Origin of the sequence: Vibrio cortegadensis, from assembly GCF_024347395.1 — a bacterium.
Classification (GTDB): domain Bacteria; phylum Pseudomonadota; class Gammaproteobacteria; order Enterobacterales; family Vibrionaceae; genus Vibrio; species Vibrio cortegadensis.
In genome coordinates this window covers 3,017,098-3,035,730 of record NZ_AP025472.1, presented here as the reverse complement: position 1 = coordinate 3,035,730, position 18,633 = coordinate 3,017,098, and the positions used below count along the sequence as shown (strand labels likewise).

Genomic DNA, 18,633 nt, shown 5'->3' with positions numbered 1-18,633 from the left:
CCTTTAATGGCTAGTGAAAGCGTGTTTATGAAGATTGAGTGCTTCCGCCAGCAAGTTTTCCGCATAGCCCTTTAGGAACCACAACAAATGCATCTTTTTGATGATCTTCTTTCGCTGTGCCTGCACACGAGCTCGTTTTGGTTGCACAGTCATTTTTACCTGCTTTTGTCACGCCATAGCACTTCTCTTTTTCTGCCGCGACAGCGTGAGTAGCAGTAAGCATTGTTCCACCAAGAGCCAGTAAACCAGTAACAGCAGCAGTAACAGCAAGATTAGATTTTTTCATAGTAATTCCCTCAAGACTTTATTTTAGTTTCCAATATGACAAGTTAATTGTTTGTTAATAATTTAACTTGCTTATCAAATAGGATAGGAAAGAGCGCAGAAAACTTTCATGAAATGGATGAAAAAATTTCAAATTTTTATAGGTCTTAATCTAATTCTTTGATTTTTAATCAAAAAGTGTAATGCGCTTTGGTGAATGTTTTCTGAAAATTAAAATGAATTCGGGTTATAATCTGCTCTTATGTATAAATAACCAGTAGCTGACTCTCATGATTGATGCATCTTTATTACTCGATGGCCTAAATGACAAACAGCGAGAAGCCGTAGCGGCTCCGCTAAGCAATTTACTTATCCTTGCCGGTGCGGGCAGTGGTAAAACCCGAGTGTTGGTGCATCGTATTGCTTGGTTACAGTCGATAGAGCAAGCTTCTCCGTTCTCTATCATGTCGGTAACCTTTACCAATAAAGCTGCCGCTGAAATGCGGGGTCGTATTGAAGAGTTAATGATGGGTAGCGCTTCTGGTATGTGGAATGGTACGTTCCACGGGATCTGCCACCGTATTTTAAGAGCACACTATTTAGATGCTAGATTGCCTGAAGGTTTTCAGATTTTAGATTCTGAAGATCAAGTTAGATTACTAAAGCGTTTGATTAAAGCGCAAAACTTGGATGAAAAGCAGTGGCCTGCGAAGCAAGCATCCTGGTGGATCAACGGTAAAAAAGATGAAGGGCTGCGTCCTAAACATATTGATAGTTATGGTGATCCGGTTGCGAAGACGTGGCTAAAAATTTATACCGCTTATCAAGATGCTTGTGATCGTGCAGGTTTGGTTGATTTCGCTGAAATTCTATTACGTGCACATGAACTGCTGCGCGATAAACAACATATCCGCGAGCATTATCAAGCTCGATTCAAACATATTCTGGTGGATGAGTTCCAAGATACCAACAACATTCAGTACGCGTGGCTACGCATGATGGCAGGGCCTGATTGTCGCGTGATGATTGTTGGTGATGATGATCAGTCCATTTACGGCTGGCGTGGGGCGAAAATTGAGAACATTCAGAAGTTCTTAGATGAGTTTCCAGGGGCATCAACTATTCGATTGGAGCAAAATTACCGTTCAACCAAAACCATTCTTCAAGCTGCGAATGAGTTAATCTCGAACAATACCGAGCGAATGGGTAAAGAGCTGTGGACGGATGGTAATGATGGTGAGCCAATTTCTGTCTACTCCGCTTATAACGAATTGGATGAAGCGCGTTTCACGGTCAGTAAAATTAAAGAGTGGCAAGATAAAGGCGGGATGCTGGAAGATTGCGCGATGCTCTACCGAAATAATGCTCAGTCACGAGTATTGGAAGAGGCTTTAATTCAAGGCGGACTCGCGTATCGAATTTATGGGGGTATGCGATTCTTCGAACGATTGGAAATCAAGGATGCCTTGAGCTATCTACGTTTGATCGGTAACCGTAACGATGATGCCGCGTTTGAACGTGTGGTGAATACTCCAACTCGTGGATTAGGTGACAAGACGCTAGAAACCATTCGTTTTGCTGCTCGTGAGCGTGGGGCAACCATGTGGGAAGCCAGTACCGCATTAATTGAAGAGAAAGTATTACCAGGACGTGCGGCGACGGCATTGAGTCGATTTATCGAACTGATTGTGGCACTGGAAGACGACACCTTAGAACTGCCTTTACATGAACAAACCGACCATGTAATCAAATACTCCGGTTTATTTGCAATGTATGAGCAAGAGAAGGGAGAGAAGTCTAAGGCTCGAATTGAGAACTTGGAAGAGTTAGTCACGGCGACTCGTCAGTTCGAAAAGCCAGAAGAGGCGGATGAGATGTCGATGCTTACGGCATTTTTGACCCATGCGGCTCTAGAGTCAGGCGAAGGGCAGGCAGATGAATTTGATGATGCAGTGCAGCTAATGACCCTACACAGTGCTAAGGGACTAGAGTTTCCGATGGTATTTATGGTTGGGGTGGAAGAAGGTATGTTCCCAAGCCAGATGTCGGCAGAAGAAGCGGGGCGTTTAGAAGAAGAGCGCCGCCTATGCTATGTCGGTATGACACGTGCGATGGAGAAGTTATACATTACTTATGCTGAAACACGCCGTTTATACGGGCAAGACAAATTCCATAAACCGTCTCGATTCATTCGTGAGTTACCTGAAACCTGTTTAGATGAAGTGCGCATGAAGGCACAAGTGAGCCGACCAACAAGTTCGGGTCGATTCAGTCAGTCTGCAGTGAAAGAGAATTTTAATGAGACTGGATTTAGCTTGGGTTCACGTGTGAAGCACCCTAAATTTGGTGAAGGGACCATTATCAACTTTGAAGGAAGCGGTCCTCAAAGCCGAGTCCAAGTTGCTTTCAATGGTGAAGGTATTAAGTGGTTAGTTACTGCATATGCTCGTTTAGAGCTGTTATAGCGAGACTTACTACTGTTCGCTTGATTTTCTTGCTGCGGTAATTTGATTCTAGATTGCTAAAAAGTCACGTTGATGTGGCTTTTTTTGTTTTTGAGATTTGATAGATGGTCATAAAAAGCGCAGGAAAAATGCTTGAGAACAAGGCAGAAATTTTCGATAAGTAGTTATTCTATAATCAAAATTTCTAACACCGTTATCGAGTATTTTAACAAGCTAGGATGACCAGTTATTTACTACGATTGGTATTAGGTTCAGATAAAGAAAAACCCCGAGAGCTTGCGCTCTTCGGGGTCGTAGTCTTACTTGCAGCAATCCAGCTACTAAAGTGCTCCATGCATCAAATCCATGATAGTGTGCTGTAATCCGTCAGCGTATTCCTTTCGTCGCCATCCTAGCGGTGTCCATGATCTTATCCTGATCTGCCAACAATCCTCGTTAGCTCGCTTCACTTGATCCTTGAGCGGTGTCCTTTACATCGTCCTGATGTTCAATCCTTTCCTCGTCCAGAGGTGTCCATTGTCTTTCCCTAGTAGCAACCATCCTAGTTACTATTGCGTCCATTCAATGTCCAATTTGCTTTCCATGCCGACTATTCATCCTGAATAATCGAATCTTCATCCTGAAGATAACCTAATCCGTGGCTGTTTCCTGTTCCGTGTCAGACTCCTTCCGACAGGGTTAATATTACGTTTTTTCTCAATCGAGACAAGATAACGAAAACGTTTTCTTTATCGACATCTTGTTTAAATAATAGACATACCTTTATTTATCAGTGCTTTAAATTGATTGTGATTACAAGCTCTTAGAGACAAAGCGAGTTTCACTCACGCTCTTGTAAGAGATCTCGCACAAAGATGATGCACTATGACTGAGTAAGGCTGCTGAGTGAATAAATAGCTTGGTAGAGAATTCCGCCACCAACGATTGAAAAGACCAGTCCACATAGCCCATCAATGTAGGTTGTTGCTTTGATTAGGCGCTGTTGAAGTCTATTGGTTGATAGTACCCAGGCTAAAAAAGAGAACCAAGCGAGTGATAATCCCCATAAGATCACTAGAGCGGTCCCTTTTCCGGCTAAAGACATGCCCGCAGGAATTAAGCTCGACATGAGACTAACAAAAAACACCAGTGCCTTCGGATTCAAAATATTGGTCGTCAGCCCACGCGAGAAAGCTTGTCTTTTATTACTCAATATTAGGTTTGGCTTGGTTTCTGGTTGCGATTGACCTGGATCTTGATCGTGTCGATTCTGCCAGGTGCCTTTTAAAGCGTTCACACCAAGGTAAAGCAAGTAGCTCCCCCCCGCCGTTTGTAATAGAGAAAAGAGAACGGGCTGCTGGTGGACTAAATAACTTACTCCGGTGAGGCTGAGAATCGAGTGAAGTAAAATGCCACAAGAGAGGCCAAGCGCAATATACAGACCCGTTTGTCGACCATGGCGACTGGCATTTTGTACAACTAAGGCGAAATCTGGGCCGGGACACATAAGGGCGATAAAGTGGACGGTAGCGAGTGTTGCTAAGATGGAGAGTTCGTTCATAACGTAATTTAGACTTGTCGTGAGTGCTTTTAAGTCACGCATCATGTCAAAATAATAGAGGAGGAGCTTGTAAATTCTAGACAGTAACTTAAATCGCCATATGAAATTTCCCTAGATTGCCTAACCATGTTTCTACTAATACGAGTTCAACGCACTTCCGATGGCGGTATACCGTAGGTCTGTTTAAAGGCTTTAGTGAAATGAGCTTGGTCATAAAATCCGACTTGCTGAGCGACATCTGTCCCGCATACCCCAGATTTAATCAATTTCATCGACTGTTCCATTCGTAATCGACTTAGCCATGCATAAGGGGCAATACCCATTTTACATTTAAAGTGGCGTTGAAACTGGCTAGGGCTCAGTTGGCATAGTTGAGATAGGCTCTCTAACCGAATCGGCTGGTCTAGATTTTCCATCAGGTAATCTTTCAGTGTTAACAGGGTTTGGTTGCCTAAACCTATGATTGGAGATGGTTTTATTTGAGCATAACGATCTAACATGATCGAAAATTGGTCATATGGTAAACAATCTTTAGCAAGCTGACTGAGGTTGTCTTGGATAAGTAACTCATGAAGGTTACTTAATTGTGAAAAAAGCACAGGATCCGAGATGATCAGCTCAGAAAAGCTTACTATTTGTCCGTTTTGGGTAAGATCTTGTTGATCGCTAAACCAGTGCGGAGCGATCGAAAACACGCGAACTTGGTAGCCTGAATCTAATAAAGAGTGACCGTCATGCAATTCATCAGGTGGCATGATTACCATTTGCCCATGACCAACACTGTGGTGGTTGCCTTTATAGATAAACTTCTGCTGGCCGTGAGTGATTAGCCCTATGTGGAAATCGAGATGATAGTGACGTTGGAAAGCAAATTTGTGGTAATTCGCCTGAATAAGTCCAATATCTTGATCGGCTGTCGAATAGTGAGAAATGTTATCCATAGGGAATAAAAAAGCTTGACCAAATTGATGAATATTTGGTCAAGCTTAGCGGTGTCATTGCTGATTGTCTTGTAAAAAACGAACACTCATCAAATGTGATTATGATTTTTTCTTTTTTCTACTACTTTTAATGCCATCAAAACTAAATACAAACAATGCTGCCCATATGAAAGCAAAAGTGATCGCTTTATCGCTGCTGAACGCTTCGTTGTAGACCAATACCGCGAGTAAAAACATTAAACTCGGTCCAATATATTGGAAAAAACCGAGTGTTGAGAGTTTCAATCGTGTCGCGGCCCCAGTAAAACACAACAAAGGTAAAGTAGTGATGGCACCTGCTGAAACGAGCAATAGGTTTAGTGTCATCGGGTTACTTGCTAAATCTGATGTTGCGGTGTCTGCAATAAACAGTAAGTAGAAGGCTGCGATAGGTAATAAAACCAGAGTCTCAATAAATAAGCCGGTTTGAGCATCTAAACTCACTTTTTTGCGTAACAATCCATATAAACCAAAACTCATTGCAAGAGAGATGGCGATGATCGGCACTGAACCGAAAGCGATGAGCTGAATTAAGACTCCCACCGCCGCGAGAGCCACAGCAAACCATTGGAGTTTTCTTAATCGCTCTCCTAGAAAGACCATTCCTAGTATCACGTTAAATAACGGATTAATGTAATAACCAAGGCTGGCGTCTAACATTTTGTTGGCATTGACTGCCGATATAAAAATTAGCCAGTTGGCTCCAACCAATATTGAGGTTGAAACGAGGTACATCATTTTTGGCTTCGAGCGCAATGTGTCACGGACCGTTCGCCATCCGTGATTAAAATGGATCAAAAAGGCAAGTAAAAAGAATGACCAGATAATTCGATGACTGAGGATCTCTAAAGGGGAGACTTCCGCAATGGATTTGAAATAGATAGGGGCAATACCCCAGATGGTGTAAGCGCCGATGGCGAGAAATATGCCTTGGCGAGCTCTTTGGTCTTCTTCTTGTGTCATTGAGTGCTTCTCTGGTACGAATGTACCTAGTTATAAGATTTATAAACGGAGTTGGTCAGTATAGAAGCGATAATCGTATACGCCTAACAATTTGCGGTTTTATTCACCATCATTCCCCACTACAATGTGGCGCTCACTGATTTGACGTGAATGCAATCTCAACCCCTATAGGATTTTCGATGACCGCAACCTTAACTGCTGAACAGACCCAACCCCAGCCAAGTAGCGCAAAAGATATCTTACAAGATGTTTTTGGTTACCAGAGCTTTCGTGATGGGCAGCAAGAGGTGATTGACTTGGCTATCTCTGGTCAAGATAGCTTAGTGATTATGCCGACAGGTGGTGGTAAATCTCTGTGTTATCAGATCCCAGCTTTGGTGAGAGAAGGTATTACGCTGGTGATTTCACCTTTGATCTCATTAATGAAAGACCAAGTGGATCAGCTTAAAGCCGATGGTGTCGCGGCTGAGTGTATTAACTCAACCATGTCGCGCGACGATCTGATTAGCGTTTACAACCGCATGAATTCGGGGCAGATTAAGTTAGTGTATGCTTCGCCTGAGCGAGTTTTGATGCACGACTTTATTGATCGTTTGCATAATTTACCGTTGTCGATGATTGCAGTGGATGAAGCGCACTGTATTTCACAATGGGGGCACGATTTCAGACCTGAGTACGCACTGCTAGGTCAATTGAAACAGCAATTTTCTCATGTCCCATTTATGGCGTTAACTGCAACCGCTGATGATGCAACACGTGTCGACATTATCCATCGTTTACAACTTAATGAGCCGCATACTTATCTTGGCAGCTTTGACCGACCAAATATCCGCTATAACTTAGTCGAAAAACATAAGCCTGTTTCACAGGTGATTCGTTACCTTGATACTCAGAAAGGCAACTGCGGCATTATCTACTGCGGTAGCCGTAAAAAAGTCGAAATGCTGACTGAAAAGTTATGTAACAACCATATTCGGGCGGCGGGTTATCACGCTGGTATGGACATGGATGAGCGCGCGTATGTTCAAGAAGCTTTCCAGCGCGATGATATTCAAATTGTTGTGGCGACCGTTGCTTTTGGCATGGGAATAAATAAACCCAATGTTCGATTTGTGGTGCATTTTGATATCCCACGCAATATTGAATCTTACTATCAAGAGACAGGTCGAGCAGGGCGTGATGGCCTACCTGCTGAAGCGATGATGTTGTTCGATCCTGCTGATATTAACTGGCTCCGTCGGATGTTGGATGAAAAAGACGATGGGCCGCAGAAACAGGTCGAGAGCCATAAGCTTAATGCGATGAGTGCATTTGCCGAAGCGCAAACGTGCCGACGCCAAGTGTTGTTAAACTATTTTGGTGAATATCGAGATAAGCCGTGTGGTAACTGTGATATTTGTCTCGACCCACCGAAGCACTTTGATGCAACGGAAGAAGCGCAAAAGGCACTTTCTTGCGTGTACCGAGTGAATCAAGGTTTTGGTATGGGTTATGTGGTGGAAGTGATGCGTGGGATGCAGAATATTCGTATCCGCGAAAATGGCCACGACAAACTAACGACTTATGGCATTGGTCGTGATCATAGCCATGATTACTGGATCAGTATTGTGCGTCAACTTATCCATAAAGGACTGTTGTTTCAAAACATCACCCGAAACTCGACTCTGCAACTGACGGAAGAAGCAAGGCCACTATTACGTGGTGAGATGGCGTTAGAACTTGCGGTTCCTCGTCTAGACACCGCCGTACGATCTGCCAAAGCCGATAAACTGTCTAATCGTCAATACGATAAAAAACTGTTTGCGAAGTTACGTAAGTTACGTAAAACCATCGCAGACAAAGTGGGTCTTCCTCCATATGTGGTCTTTAGTGATGCAACATTGATTGAGATGGCCGAAATGCTGCCGACCTCTTACGGTGAAATGCTGGCTGTTAATGGTGTTGGACAACGTAAACTGGAAAAATATGCCGATCCTTTCTTAGATTTAATTCAGGAGCACATTACCACTCATGGCTGATTTTGGACTGCGAGAATACCTTGCCGAAGATGGGCGTCTGCTTATCACAACACCAAGTTTCGACTTCGATACTTTTCCTCTGCTGGGGGACAAACTTGTGGGTTTACTCTCTGCTACCGTGATAGAAAAACAGTGGGATGCCGATATGCATTCATGGTTAATCGATTTTGAAGGTTGTCAGTTATTTCTGCGCTCTGAGCATTACAGTGAATCTGTATGGTTTGAAACCTTATCGGTTCTAGAAAGTCGTGAAGAACTTGATTATTTAGCGGGACTATTTGCTCAAGGTTTTTAACTTAGAGGGTCGTTAGAGAAGGAAATACCACGCTTAAACGTTTGCTATTTCATCATCTATTGTCGTGCTAATTGATTAATGTATAATCGCTCGCCGCTGAACATTAGAGTTTGGCGACTTTAAATAATTGGAAGAATTGTTCTTCAATTTGGGTTCCCTCAACCCCAAACCAAACTAAAAAGGTACAATATGAGTAACTTTACCCCTGCGCAACAGCGCAAAGCCCTAGCATTTTTAGTTTTGTTCCATTTAGTGATCATTGCATCAAGTAACTATTTGGTTCAGCTACCATTTACCATTTTTGGTCTGCATACCACATGGGGCGCATTCACTTTTCCGTTCATCTTTTTAGCTACCGATCTCACGGTTCGTGTGTTTGGCGCTAAACTTGCGCGTAATATTATCTTTTTGGTGATGATCCCTGCGTTAGCGGTGTCTTACTTTTTATCTGTCGTCTTCTTCGAAGGGCAGTTTCAAGGTTTTGCACAGCTAGGTGAGTTTAATTTGTTTGTGGCGCGTATTGCCATTGCAAGTTTCATGGCTTATCTGCTTGGTCAGATCCTGGATGTTCACGTATTTAATCGCCTGCGCCAAATGAAGCAGTGGTGGATAGCACCAACGTGCTCAACACTGTTTGGTAACGCATTAGATACCGTGGCTTTTTTCGCGATTGCATTCTATCAAAGTCCAGATCCATTTATGGCTGAGCATTGGACGGAAATTGCGATGGTAGACTACGGCTTCAAACTCGTGATTAGTTTAGGCTTGTTCGTACCTATGTACGGCATGCTATTGAACTACCTGACGAAGAAATTAACGGCTGTAAACCCGGAATTTAAAGTCACTGGTGTGAATGCTTAACGTTGATTGCGTTGGTTTCGTTGACTTCTTAGGCGTCTGAGAGTTAAAAGTTGTCTGAGAGTCAAAAGCCATGTGAGTGTCAAAAATAAAAAGAGCCCATCGTGATGATTGGGCTCTTTTTTTTGTCGATAATTAGGCTAGTGGCTATTTAGTAATAATAGTCAGTGGCCAACCGATATCCGTTTGACGGTTCGACTCTAATTCTAGTTCAGCGGCAGTTAATGGATTGCTGTTTAGCCATTTCTGGTCAATCGTCAATGTTAGCTTGTCGCCTTTTGCAGACAGTTGAACTTGAGGTTGGAGATCGATACTACGACGATGGCTAAGTAATACCGCCAGGCGAAGCAATCGAAGTACTCGCTTACCGCTGCCACTTGATAGAGCATGTTGCTCTGGAAGTGACGTTAATTGTTCGCGGTAGCGTCGGGCCACTTCTGCAATAAAGTGTTTCTGTGCTCGGGTATAACCGGGTAGATCTAAATGTTGCAAAAGGTAAGCGCTGTGCTGGCCACCTTTTTTGAAATCGATGGTTAAACCAATTTCATGTAAATTCGCAACAGTATGCAGTAGCGTTGCCGCTTGAGGTTCCTCAATCCAGCGTTCTCCGCCACATTGAGCGAGTAGAGTGCTGGCAAGAGTTGAAACTTGCTGTCCATACTGTGTATCGAGTTGGTAGCGAGCTTGTACACTACAAATGGTTCTGGCACGAATGTCAGTTTGACGCAGTTCATCAACCATTTCGTAAACCAAACCTTCACGTAATGCACCACCTGCGAGTGTCATTGAATCGATTTCAAGCAGTTCAAATATAGCGATAAGAATAGAAAGGCCACTTGGGAAAACTAATGCTCGTTCTAAAGTTAGCCCCTCTATCTCTAATTCTTCTAAGTGATCAGCAAGCATCGCCTGTTTCTGCAATCGCTTAAGTTTGGAGTGAGTAATTACTTCGTCCATACCTTGCGCTAGCATTATTTCTTGAAGTGCTTGCACGGTTCCGCTAGCACCAACACATACATCCCAACCCAAATCTGTATACTGTTCGAGGATTGGAGCCAGTGTTGCTTTCGCTGCTTCAATAGCATTGTTGAAATTCATCTGGGTGAGCTGTCGATCTTTAAAGTGGCGTTCAAGCCAAGTAACACAGCCCATCTTTAAGCTCGTTAATGCGTTAGCTTCAAATCCTTCACCAATAATCAGCTCAGTACTCGCGCCACCAATATCAACGACTAATCGACGGCCTAAACCGCCTGAAGTATGCGCGACACCTTTATAGATAGTTGCCGCTTCTTCTTCACCTGCAATCACTTCAATGTCGTGACCTAGGATTTGGTTTGCCTTTGCTAAAAACAGATCGACATTTGTTGCGGTACGCAGCGTTGCAGTACCTACGATGCGAATGTTTTCAGTCGGAATATCTTGTAATCGTTCTGCAAAAAGACTCAAACAATCCCAGCCGCGCTGCATGGCTTCTTGGCTCAGAGCATTACTATCGTCTAAACCGGCGGCTAAACGAACCTTTCTCTTAATCTTGGCCATGGTTTGGACGCTGCCGTCTATATGACGTACAACGAGCATATGAAAGCTATTCGATCCTAGATCGATAGCGGCATAAAGCGGAGATGAAATTGTTTGGCTCATAGACGAATTAAGCTTCCTTTCTAGGGCGGTTCGAATGAGGGCGACGTTGAGAATTACGGTTCCCAGAACGTTGACCACCATTATTAGTACGACGCTGTTGAGGGTTACGAGTGCGCATACGAATTGGCGCAGGTAAATCTTCAATCAACGCTGATGCATCGTAATCCGACATTGGGATTGCGTGCTCAATGTATTCTTCGATTGCTGGAAGGTTAATGGCGTAATCTTCACAAGCAAAACTGATTGAATGACCACTTTCGCCAGCGCGGCCAGTACGGCCAATACGGTGAACGTAATCTTCACAATCATCAGGTAAATCAAAGTTAAATACATGCGTTACTTGAGGGATATGCAAACCACGAGCGGCAACATCTGTTGCAACGAGGATATCAACTTGACCTTTTGTGAACTCTTCAAGAATCTTCTCGCGTTTCTTCTGTGGTACATCACCAGTTAATAGACCTACACGGTGTCCATCGGCTGCAAGGTGTCCCCAAACTGAATCACACTTATATTTAGTGTTAGCGAAAATAATCGCACGATCCGGCCACTCTTCTTCGATTAACGTTTGTAGTAAAGCCATCTTGTGTTCATTTGAAGGGTAAAACAACTCTTCTTGAATTCGATGACCTGTTTTTTGATCCGGTTCAACAACCACATGTTCAGGGTTATGCATGTGTTCAAAGGCAAGTTCTTGTACTCGGTAAGACAAGGTTGCAGAGAAAAGCATGTTCAAACGGTCTTTAGGTTCAGGCATACGACGGAACAAAAAGCGAATGTCTTTAATGAAACCAAGATCGAACATGCGATCCGCTTCATCAAGAACAACAGCTTGAATACAGTTTAGATCAAACGCTTTTTGCTTGTAGAAATCGATAATACGTCCAGTTGTACCAATTAATACATCCACACCGTCGTCAATTTTAGCAAGCTGCTTGTCGTAGCTTTCGCCACCGTAAGCAAGTGCTGCTTTAATACCAGTCGTCGCAATGATCGACTCTGCATCGTTATAAATCTGGATCGCTAACTCACGAGTTGGCGCCATGATTATTGCACGAGGCTGGTTTGGCTTACGTCCTTCAGGCGCAGCTGTTTTTAGTAAATGGTTAAAAGTAGCAGTAAGAAACGCAAGGGTTTTACCAGTGCCCGTTTGGGCCTGGCCTGCAATGTCTTGGCCGGTGAGCAGTACCGGCAACGCCAAGGCTTGGATAGGGGTACAAAATTCGAACCCTTTTTTGTCCAATCCTTCAATGACTTGGGGGTGTAAATCCAAATCGGCGAACTTTTGCTCTGTGATATGTGTCTTTTTCATTGCTATAGAATATCAGCTTAAGCTTGCAATACGAAAGTAAATACATTCCAATAGGGCATCTATTTACTGGTTATCATCCAACCAGTTCAGAAATAAACATTGGAGTGGAAGATGAGTGATAAGATTTTGCAGCTAACTGATGACGGTTTTGAGAACGATGTGATCAAAGCTGCAGGCCCTGTACTTGTAGATTTTTGGGCGGAATGGTGTGGTCCTTGTAAGATGATTGCGCCTATTCTTGATGAGATTTCTCAAGAGTACGAAGGTAAGCTCACTATCGGTAAATTGAATATCGACCAGAATGCAGGTACTCCACCTAAATTCGGTATCCGTGGTATTCCAACGTTGCTTTTATTTAAAGATGGCGGCGTAGCAGCAACTAAAGTTGGTGCATTATCTAAAACTCAACTTAAAGAGTTTTTAGATGCAAACCTGTAAAATAGGTTAATAATTGAAAAAGAAACCGTGCATCTTAACAAATGCGCGGTTTTGTTTTTTCAAAACTAGACTAAAATAACTTTTAGTGCTAATTTATCGCACGTTAATTGAGCAAATCTCTCCTCTTGGTCGCTCCTTAGACCAAATCCATCTTAACTAGAAAACAGATCTTATTTTGACTAAACAAGTATCAACTACAATGAATCTAACAGAACTGAAGAACAGACCTGTGTCTGAGCTTGTGAAGCTTAGCGAAACATTAGGCCTTGAAAACCTAGCTCGTCTAAGAAAACAAGACATCATCTTCTCCATCCTTAAAGCACACGCTAAAGGTGGCGAAGACATATTCGGCGATGGGGTTCTGGAAATTCTTCAAGACGGCTTTGGTTTCCTACGTAGCGCAGACAGCTCCTACCTTGCTGGACCAGATGATATTTACGTATCTCCTAGCCAAATTCGCCGTTTTAACTTAAGAACTGGCGATTCAATCTCTGGAAAAATTCGTCCACCTAAAGATGGCGAGCGCTATTTTGCATTGTTGAAAGTTAACATGGTTAACCACGACAAGCCTGATAACGCACGTAATAAAATCTTATTCGAAAACTTAACACCTCTTCACGCGAACGAGCGTATGGTGATGGAAGTTGGTAATGGTGCGACTGAAGATATTACCGCTCGAATTCTTGATCTTGCCTCTCCGATTGGTAAAGGTCAGCGTGGTTTGATTGTTGCTCCGCCAAAAGCGGGTAAAACCATGCTATTGCAAAATATTGCACAGAGCATTTCTCGCAACCACCCTGAATGTGAATTGATGGTTCTACTTATCGATGAGCGTCCAGAGGAAGTAACGGAAATGCAGCGCTTGGTTAAAGGTGAAGTGGTTGCTTCTACTTTTGACGAACCAGCATCTCGTCACGTACAAGTGGCCGAAATGGTGATTGAAAAAGCGAAACGTCTAGTTGAGCACAAAAAAGATGTTGTGATTTTGCTGGACTCTATCACTCGTTTAGCTCGAGCTTACAACACCGTTGTTCCTTCATCAGGTAAAGTTCTTACTGGTGGTGTTGATGCGAACGCTCTACACCGTCCTAAGCGTTTCTTTGGTGCGGCTCGTAACGTAGAAGAAGGTGGTAGTTTAACTATCATCGCAACCGCATTGGTTGATACGGGTTCTAAAATGGATGAAGTTATTTACGAAGAGTTTAAGGGGACAGGTAACATGGAACTGCACCTAAACCGTAAAATTGCAGAGAAACGTGTTTTCCCTGCTATCGACTTTAAACGTTCAGGTACTCGTCGCGAAGAGCTATTAACGAAAGCCGACGAGCTGCAGAAGATGTGGATCCTGCGTAAGATTGTTCATCCAATGAATGAAACAGACGCAATGGAATTCCTTATCGATAAGCTTGCTATGACGAAGACTAATAATGAATTCTTTGACGCGATGCGTCGTCAATAAATTTTATTGAAAATATTCGTTTATGAACGCTGCCTTTATTGGCAGCGTTTTTGTTTGCATTTCTTGTTATTAGCCTGCAAAATGAATGCAAATGTTACAGGGAGGTTAACATGCAACAAGGAATGTTGTCGTCACTACTCCTGTCTATGTCATTAGTGTTTGGTTCTTCTGGAGCTTACGCAACGGAAATGAAACCAGTAACGGCTCAACAATGGCTTCAGGATGAGCAAATTAATACGAAAGTATCGGAACTTCTATTGCTTGTGATGCAAGATGAGGTCGAGACTCTTCGCTTTTCACTCCAACGTTTAGCTCTTCCTCAGCAGGAGGTTGCACGCTATCTCTTATTACAAAAAATTGAACATCAAAATATTAGCCTGACACCACGAATGGCTATATTTATTGAATCACAGAGCCAGTTAGTACCAACCTATCAGATCCTAGAAAGAGGTGATGGATATGAGTTTACTGTACCTGCCTTTAATTTCCCCGTGATTGCAAACCGCTTACTTCAGCACTGGAAAAAAGATCAAAACACCTTGGCTTTTGTTATTAAAGCAGAACAGAAAGAGTTGGTACTTCAAGAGTGGTTATCAGGTAGTGAACACCAAATTAAAGCACGCGAAGCTCTGTTGATTCGAGAGTTGGATGGACTATCTGCTGAAGCGGTTGATGCTCTGGCCAAACAGTTAACGCAAGGTCTTGTTATTAGTTGGTTACCATCTACCTCTGTTGTCGTTCGCTTAGCTCAGGTCAGTCGAGATGCTGATGTGTATAAAATGCTGTGGCGCATGAAAGCGGACAGTGATAGCCAATATGAACTACAGCGCCTTGCTAATGATGGTGACTCTTTTTCTGTTGAGCAATTAATGAATGCGACTCAAAACCCAAGCCTTAAGCGGCAAGCGATTGAAAAACTCACCCAACTTCACCCTTTACCTGAAAATGTAAAAGTATTTCTGATCTCCCGCATGGGGCTTGCAGAAGAAGCTTCTATGGTGGCACAAGAGCTAGTCAATCAAGGTCATCAAAGCTGGTTGCGTGAGTTGGTCTCTAGCAATAGGCAAGTTAAGGTGATTTCGATTCAAAAAGTTCTTTCAAATTAGCCTTACTAAAAAAGGGGGGTAGGGCTACTCTCCTTTTTGATATACTGCTTGCAGTTTAACCAGTAAATTAGAAGGCCTATGAGTTTGAAGGATTTACGCGACTTTATCGATCATCTTGAAGCAGATGGCAAACTTAAGCGCATTACTCACCCGATTGACCCACATTATGAAATGACTGAAATCAGTGATCGAACCCTACGAGCTGGTGGACCCGCATTACTGTTTGAAAACCCCATTGGTTATGAGATGCCAGTATTGACCAACCTGTTTGGCACTCCTGAGCGAGTCGCGATCGGAATGGGTCGTCAAGATGTGAAAGAGTTACGTGAAGTAGGAAAACTATTGGCGTATTTGAAGGAGCCAGAGCCACCAAAAGGCTTTAAAGATGCAATAGATAAGCTACCAGTTTTCAAACAAGTCTTAAATATGCCAACGAAGAAGCTTCGTAAAGCCGCATGTCAGGAAGTGGTGTGGCAAGGTGACGATGTTGATTTAGATAAAATACCAGTGATGAGCTGCTGGGCGGGTGATGTCGCGCCTTTATTGACATGGGGGCTGACTATTACAAAAGGCCCTAACAAAAAGCGCCAAAATCTTGGGATCTATCGCCAGCAAAAAATCGCAAAAAATAAAATCATCATGCGATGGTTAGCTCACCGAGGTGGTGCTCTTGATTTACGAGATTGGATGGAGACTTATCCTGGGAAGCCCTTTCCAGTATCCATTGCATTTGGTGCTGACCCCGCAACAATATTAGGCGCGGTAACCCCTGTTCCTGATACATTATCTGAATATGCTTTCGCAGGGTTACTCCGTGGTAGTCGAACTGAAGTTGTTCAATCTATTAGCAATGACCTTGAGGTACCAGCCAGCGCTGAAATTGTGATGGAAGGTTACATTGATCCTTCCGAATTTGCCGATGAAGGCCCGTATGGGGATCATACTGGCTATTACAATGAAGTTGAACAGCACCGAGTATTCACAATCACTCACGTCACCATGCGTGAGAAACCGATTTATCACAGCACTTATACAGGGCGTCCACCAGATGAACCGGCTGTGCTTGGCGTTGCTTTAAATGAAGTTTTTGTTCCTATTCTGCAAAAACAATTTCCTGAAATAGAAGACTTCTATCTACCTCCAGAAGGTTGCTCGTACAGAATGGCGATTGTGACCCTGAAAAAACAGTACCCAGGACATGCCAAGCGGGTAATGATGGGGGTGTGGTCATTCTTACGACAATTTATGTATACCAAGTTTGTCATTGTTTGCGATGAAAGTGTGAATGCTCGTGATTGGAGTGAAGTTTGTCGAGCCATTTCTGTCAATATGGACCCTAAGCGTGACAACACCTTTATTGATAATACACCAATAGATTCGCTCGATTTTGCTTCACCTGTAGTTGGGCTTGGATCCAAAATGGGACTTGATGCAACAATAAAGTGGGATGCCGAACTGGCAATGGGAAATAAGCTTCATTCAGTTACAGATAATCAGCAAGCCGTAGAAAATCTTGTCCATGAGAAAAACAAACAAGTTGAAGCGGTATTGAATCACTTTCCTGAGGTGATTGATTTTCACTTTCCTGAAGGTTCAGATGGTGGAGAAATTGCCATCGTGACCATAAATAAAAAGCATGAAGGACATGGGCTGAAAATTATGGATGATATATGGTCTTTGATTACGCCGTATGTTGATAATAAATGCTTAATTGTGTGTGATGAAGATGTGGATGCTAAAGATTGGAATGACATTATTTGGGCGGTAACAACGCGGATGGATCCTGCTCGCGATACAATAATGGCATCGAGCCGGATGGGATTAGACGCAACAAACAAATGGGCAAGTGAATCTCATCGAGAGTGGGGTACACCAATAAAGAAAGATCCTGAAGTTGTGGCTAAGATCGATAAGATTTGGAATCAATTAGATATTCTATGACCTACCAAGTAATCTTGTTACCCGATAATCTTCAGTTTGAAGTGCGAGATGGTAAAACGGTGTTGGAAGAGGCGCTCAACCAAGGTATTAATTTCCCTCACCGTTGCCAAGTTGGGGCGTGTGCCATGTGTATGTGTCGAAAAATTGAAGGCTTGGTAAGTTACGACCTTGAACCAATGCTCACAGAGAAAGAGCAACAGCAAGGTTGGATATTTCCCTGCCAAGCATTTGCAGAAAGTAATTTAATACTTACCTTTGCAGATTAAGTAGAGAGTAAGCTCAGAGGAAGAAGATGACCATTAAATGTAAAGTAAAGTCTATTGAGCCTTTAGCATGTAACACCTTTCAGATTTTGTTGCATCCTGAATCACCAGTCCCTTTTAAAGCGGGACAATATTTAATGGTAGAAATGGGAGAAAAGGATAAGCGTCCTTTTTCAATTGCCAGCAGTCCTTGCCGTCATGAAGGCGAGCTAGAATTGCACATTGGTGCTGCAGAACATAATGCTTATGCGCTGGAAGTTGTTGAAGCCATGAAAATGGCGCTAGCAAGTGATGGCAACATTCTTATTGATGCACCACATGGTGATGCGTGGATAAAGGAAGAAAGTGATCGCCCACTGCTGTTAATCGCAGGTGGTACGGGATTCAGCTATGTACGTTCTATTCTTGATCACTGCATTAGCCAAAATATGCAAAACAATATACATCTATATTGGGGCGCTAAAGATGAAAATCAGCTTTACGCGAAGCAAGAGTTAGATGCGATTGCCCAAGTAAACCCAAACATACAATTTATACCTGTTGTCGAACACGCATCTGAACCGTGGGATGGACAGGTAGGAAATGTATTACAAGCCATTAGTGCTGACTTTGAATCTCTTGAAGATTATGACATCTATATAGCAGGAAGATTTGAAATGGCAGGCGCAGCCCGAGAATTATTCACTCAAACCAAACAGGCAAAGAGTGAGCGTATGTATGCTGATGCTTACGCTTTTATCTGATTGTTAGTGATATGTAAGAAAAGAGAGTGTATTTATACGCTCTCTTTTCATTTTGATGAATTAAACAGCGATTAAACTGAAAAAAACAATTAAGTAAGAAAAGGGGTTGCGTCTGAGGATATTCTGCCTATAATGCGCAACTCCTAACAACGAGACCTTATTCAATAAGGGATTAGCAGTTAGGTTAGACGAAAATTTGAAGTGAAATAAATTAAGAAAGTGTTTGACACTATCGCTTATATCGCTAAAATGGCCGTCCACTTCAAACGAAAGCTGAAAGGCTTAAAACTTGAAGTAAAGCTCTTTAACAATTTAGACCTATCAATCTGTGTGGGCACTCGTTGATG

The 18,633-nt window shown here is 42.9% G+C and carries 16 protein-coding genes; 10 read left to right on the top strand and 6 right to left on the bottom strand.

The features are described 5' to 3' along the window. Window positions 1-25: 25 nt before the first annotated feature. Window positions 26-286 carry a BufA1 family periplasmic bufferin-type metallophore gene (locus OCV39_RS14125; RefSeq protein WP_017054351.1) on the bottom strand — a complete coding sequence of 87 codons (261 nt, stop codon included), beginning with the start codon at window positions 284-286 and terminating at the stop codon, window positions 26-28. Between the two features lie 268 nt (window positions 287-554). Between OCV39_RS14125 and uvrD the strand changes: the two genes are divergently transcribed. Then, on the top strand, window positions 555-2,729 hold the full coding sequence (gene uvrD, locus OCV39_RS14120) for a DNA helicase II (protein WP_261888654.1): 2,175 nt from the start codon (window positions 555-557) through the stop codon (window positions 2,727-2,729). Between the two features lie 862 nt (window positions 2,730-3,591). Here uvrD and OCV39_RS14115 read toward each other — a convergent pair. The 3 genes from OCV39_RS14115 to rarD all read right to left on the bottom strand — a co-directional run bounded on the left by OCV39_RS14115 (window position 3,592) and on the right by rarD (window position 6,212). After that, complete coding sequence (locus OCV39_RS14115; protein ID WP_261888653.1) at window positions 3,592-4,269, bottom strand: LysE family translocator; 678 nt, start codon at window positions 4,267-4,269, stop codon at window positions 3,592-3,594. A gap of 146 nt (window positions 4,270-4,415) precedes the next feature. Next, complete coding sequence (locus tag OCV39_RS14110) at window positions 4,416-5,210, bottom strand: helix-turn-helix transcriptional regulator (RefSeq protein WP_017051678.1); 795 nt, start codon at window positions 5,208-5,210, stop codon at window positions 4,416-4,418. Between the two features lie 99 nt (window positions 5,211-5,309). After that, window positions 5,310-6,212 carry an EamA family transporter RarD gene (gene rarD, locus OCV39_RS14105; protein WP_261888652.1) on the bottom strand — a complete coding sequence of 301 codons (903 nt, stop codon included), beginning with the start codon at window positions 6,210-6,212 and terminating at the stop codon, window positions 5,310-5,312. 179 nt (window positions 6,213-6,391) lie between these two features. Here rarD and recQ point away from each other — a divergent pair, with 179 nt between their 5' ends. The 3 genes from recQ to OCV39_RS14090 all read left to right on the top strand — a co-directional run bounded on the left by recQ (window position 6,392) and on the right by OCV39_RS14090 (window position 9,386). Next, entirely contained in the window at window positions 6,392-8,230 is a 1,839-nt protein-coding gene (recQ, locus tag OCV39_RS14100; protein ID WP_261888651.1) for an ATP-dependent DNA helicase RecQ, read from the top strand. Further along, complete coding sequence (locus OCV39_RS14095) at window positions 8,223-8,525, top strand: DUF3630 family protein (RefSeq protein WP_017051681.1); 303 nt, start codon at window positions 8,223-8,225, stop codon at window positions 8,523-8,525. Before recQ ends, OCV39_RS14095 begins: the two co-directional genes overlap by 8 nt. Window positions 8,526-8,714: 189 nt before the next feature. Continuing rightward, on the top strand, window positions 8,715-9,386 hold the full coding sequence (locus OCV39_RS14090) for a 7-cyano-7-deazaguanine/7-aminomethyl-7-deazaguanine transporter (protein ID WP_017051682.1): 672 nt from the start codon (window positions 8,715-8,717) through the stop codon (window positions 9,384-9,386). 144 nt (window positions 9,387-9,530) lie between these two features. Here the strand turns inward: OCV39_RS14090 and gppA are convergent, their stop codons facing one another. Both gppA and rhlB read right to left on the bottom strand, forming a co-directional pair. Beyond that, on the bottom strand, window positions 9,531-11,024 hold the full coding sequence (gene gppA, locus OCV39_RS14085; protein WP_113796997.1) for a guanosine-5'-triphosphate,3'-diphosphate diphosphatase: 1,494 nt from the start codon (window positions 11,022-11,024) through the stop codon (window positions 9,531-9,533). Between the two features lie 7 nt (window positions 11,025-11,031). Next, on the bottom strand, window positions 11,032-12,336 hold the full coding sequence (gene rhlB, locus OCV39_RS14080; RefSeq protein ID WP_113796995.1) for an ATP-dependent RNA helicase RhlB: 1,305 nt from the start codon (window positions 12,334-12,336) through the stop codon (window positions 11,032-11,034). Between the two features lie 111 nt (window positions 12,337-12,447). Between rhlB and trxA the strand changes: the two genes are divergently transcribed. The 6 genes from trxA (at window position 12,448) to fre (ending at window position 18,286) form a co-directional block, all read left to right on the top strand. Further along, window positions 12,448-12,774, top strand: coding sequence for a thioredoxin TrxA (trxA, locus tag OCV39_RS14075; RefSeq protein ID WP_017051685.1), 327 nt, complete (start codon window positions 12,448-12,450; stop codon window positions 12,772-12,774). Between the two features lie 199 nt (window positions 12,775-12,973). After that, the gene (gene rho, locus OCV39_RS14070) at window positions 12,974-14,233 is read left to right on the top strand and encodes a transcription termination factor Rho (protein ID WP_029203263.1); all 1,260 of its coding nucleotides are present in this window, start codon (window positions 12,974-12,976) and stop codon (window positions 14,231-14,233) included. A gap of 110 nt (window positions 14,234-14,343) precedes the next feature. Further along, on the top strand, window positions 14,344-15,339 hold the full coding sequence (locus OCV39_RS14065; protein WP_261888650.1) for a hypothetical protein: 996 nt from the start codon (window positions 14,344-14,346) through the stop codon (window positions 15,337-15,339). Between the two features lie 78 nt (window positions 15,340-15,417). Then, complete coding sequence (gene ubiD / locus OCV39_RS14060) at window positions 15,418-17,280, top strand: 4-hydroxy-3-polyprenylbenzoate decarboxylase (protein WP_261888649.1); 1,863 nt, start codon at window positions 15,418-15,420, stop codon at window positions 17,278-17,280. Then, window positions 17,277-17,546, top strand: a complete 270-nt coding sequence (locus OCV39_RS14055) for a 2Fe-2S iron-sulfur cluster-binding protein (protein WP_017051689.1) — start codon at window positions 17,277-17,279, stop codon at window positions 17,544-17,546. The genes ubiD and OCV39_RS14055 overlap by 4 nt, the downstream gene beginning before the upstream one ends. A 26-nt stretch (window positions 17,547-17,572) precedes the next feature. Further along, complete coding sequence (gene fre / locus OCV39_RS14050; RefSeq protein ID WP_017051690.1) at window positions 17,573-18,286, top strand: NAD(P)H-flavin reductase; 714 nt, start codon at window positions 17,573-17,575, stop codon at window positions 18,284-18,286. Window positions 18,287-18,633 lie beyond the last annotated feature (347 nt).

What these genes read in the sequence shown, in the direction of transcription:
- OCV39_RS14125 (WP_017054351.1), bottom strand. Translation starts at nt 286, where the DNA reads ATGAAAAAATCTAATCTTGCTGTTACTGCTGCTGTTACTGGTTTACTG.
- uvrD (WP_261888654.1), top strand. Translation starts at nt 555, where the DNA reads ATGATTGATGCATCTTTATTACTCGATGGCCTAAATGACAAACAGCGA.
- OCV39_RS14115 (WP_261888653.1), bottom strand. Translation starts at nt 4,269, where the DNA reads ATGAACGAACTCTCCATCTTAGCAACACTCGCTACCGTCCACTTTATC.
- OCV39_RS14110 (WP_017051678.1), bottom strand. Translation starts at nt 5,210, where the DNA reads ATGGATAACATTTCTCACTATTCGACAGCCGATCAAGATATTGGACTT.
- rarD (WP_261888652.1), bottom strand. Translation starts at nt 6,212, where the DNA reads ATGACACAAGAAGAAGACCAAAGAGCTCGCCAAGGCATATTTCTCGCC.
- recQ (WP_261888651.1), top strand. Translation starts at nt 6,392, where the DNA reads ATGACCGCAACCTTAACTGCTGAACAGACCCAACCCCAGCCAAGTAGC.
- OCV39_RS14095 (WP_017051681.1), top strand. Translation starts at nt 8,223, where the DNA reads ATGGCTGATTTTGGACTGCGAGAATACCTTGCCGAAGATGGGCGTCTG.
- OCV39_RS14090 (WP_017051682.1), top strand. Translation starts at nt 8,715, where the DNA reads ATGAGTAACTTTACCCCTGCGCAACAGCGCAAAGCCCTAGCATTTTTA.
- gppA (WP_113796997.1), bottom strand. Translation starts at nt 11,024, where the DNA reads ATGAGCCAAACAATTTCATCTCCGCTTTATGCCGCTATCGATCTAGGA.
- rhlB (WP_113796995.1), bottom strand. Translation starts at nt 12,336, where the DNA reads ATGAAAAAGACACATATCACAGAGCAAAAGTTCGCCGATTTGGATTTA.
- trxA (WP_017051685.1), top strand. Translation starts at nt 12,448, where the DNA reads ATGAGTGATAAGATTTTGCAGCTAACTGATGACGGTTTTGAGAACGAT.
- rho (WP_029203263.1), top strand. Translation starts at nt 12,974, where the DNA reads ATGAATCTAACAGAACTGAAGAACAGACCTGTGTCTGAGCTTGTGAAG.
- OCV39_RS14065 (WP_261888650.1), top strand. Translation starts at nt 14,344, where the DNA reads ATGCAACAAGGAATGTTGTCGTCACTACTCCTGTCTATGTCATTAGTG.
- ubiD (WP_261888649.1), top strand. Translation starts at nt 15,418, where the DNA reads ATGAGTTTGAAGGATTTACGCGACTTTATCGATCATCTTGAAGCAGAT.
- OCV39_RS14055 (WP_017051689.1), top strand. Translation starts at nt 17,277, where the DNA reads ATGACCTACCAAGTAATCTTGTTACCCGATAATCTTCAGTTTGAAGTG.
- fre (WP_017051690.1), top strand. Translation starts at nt 17,573, where the DNA reads ATGACCATTAAATGTAAAGTAAAGTCTATTGAGCCTTTAGCATGTAAC.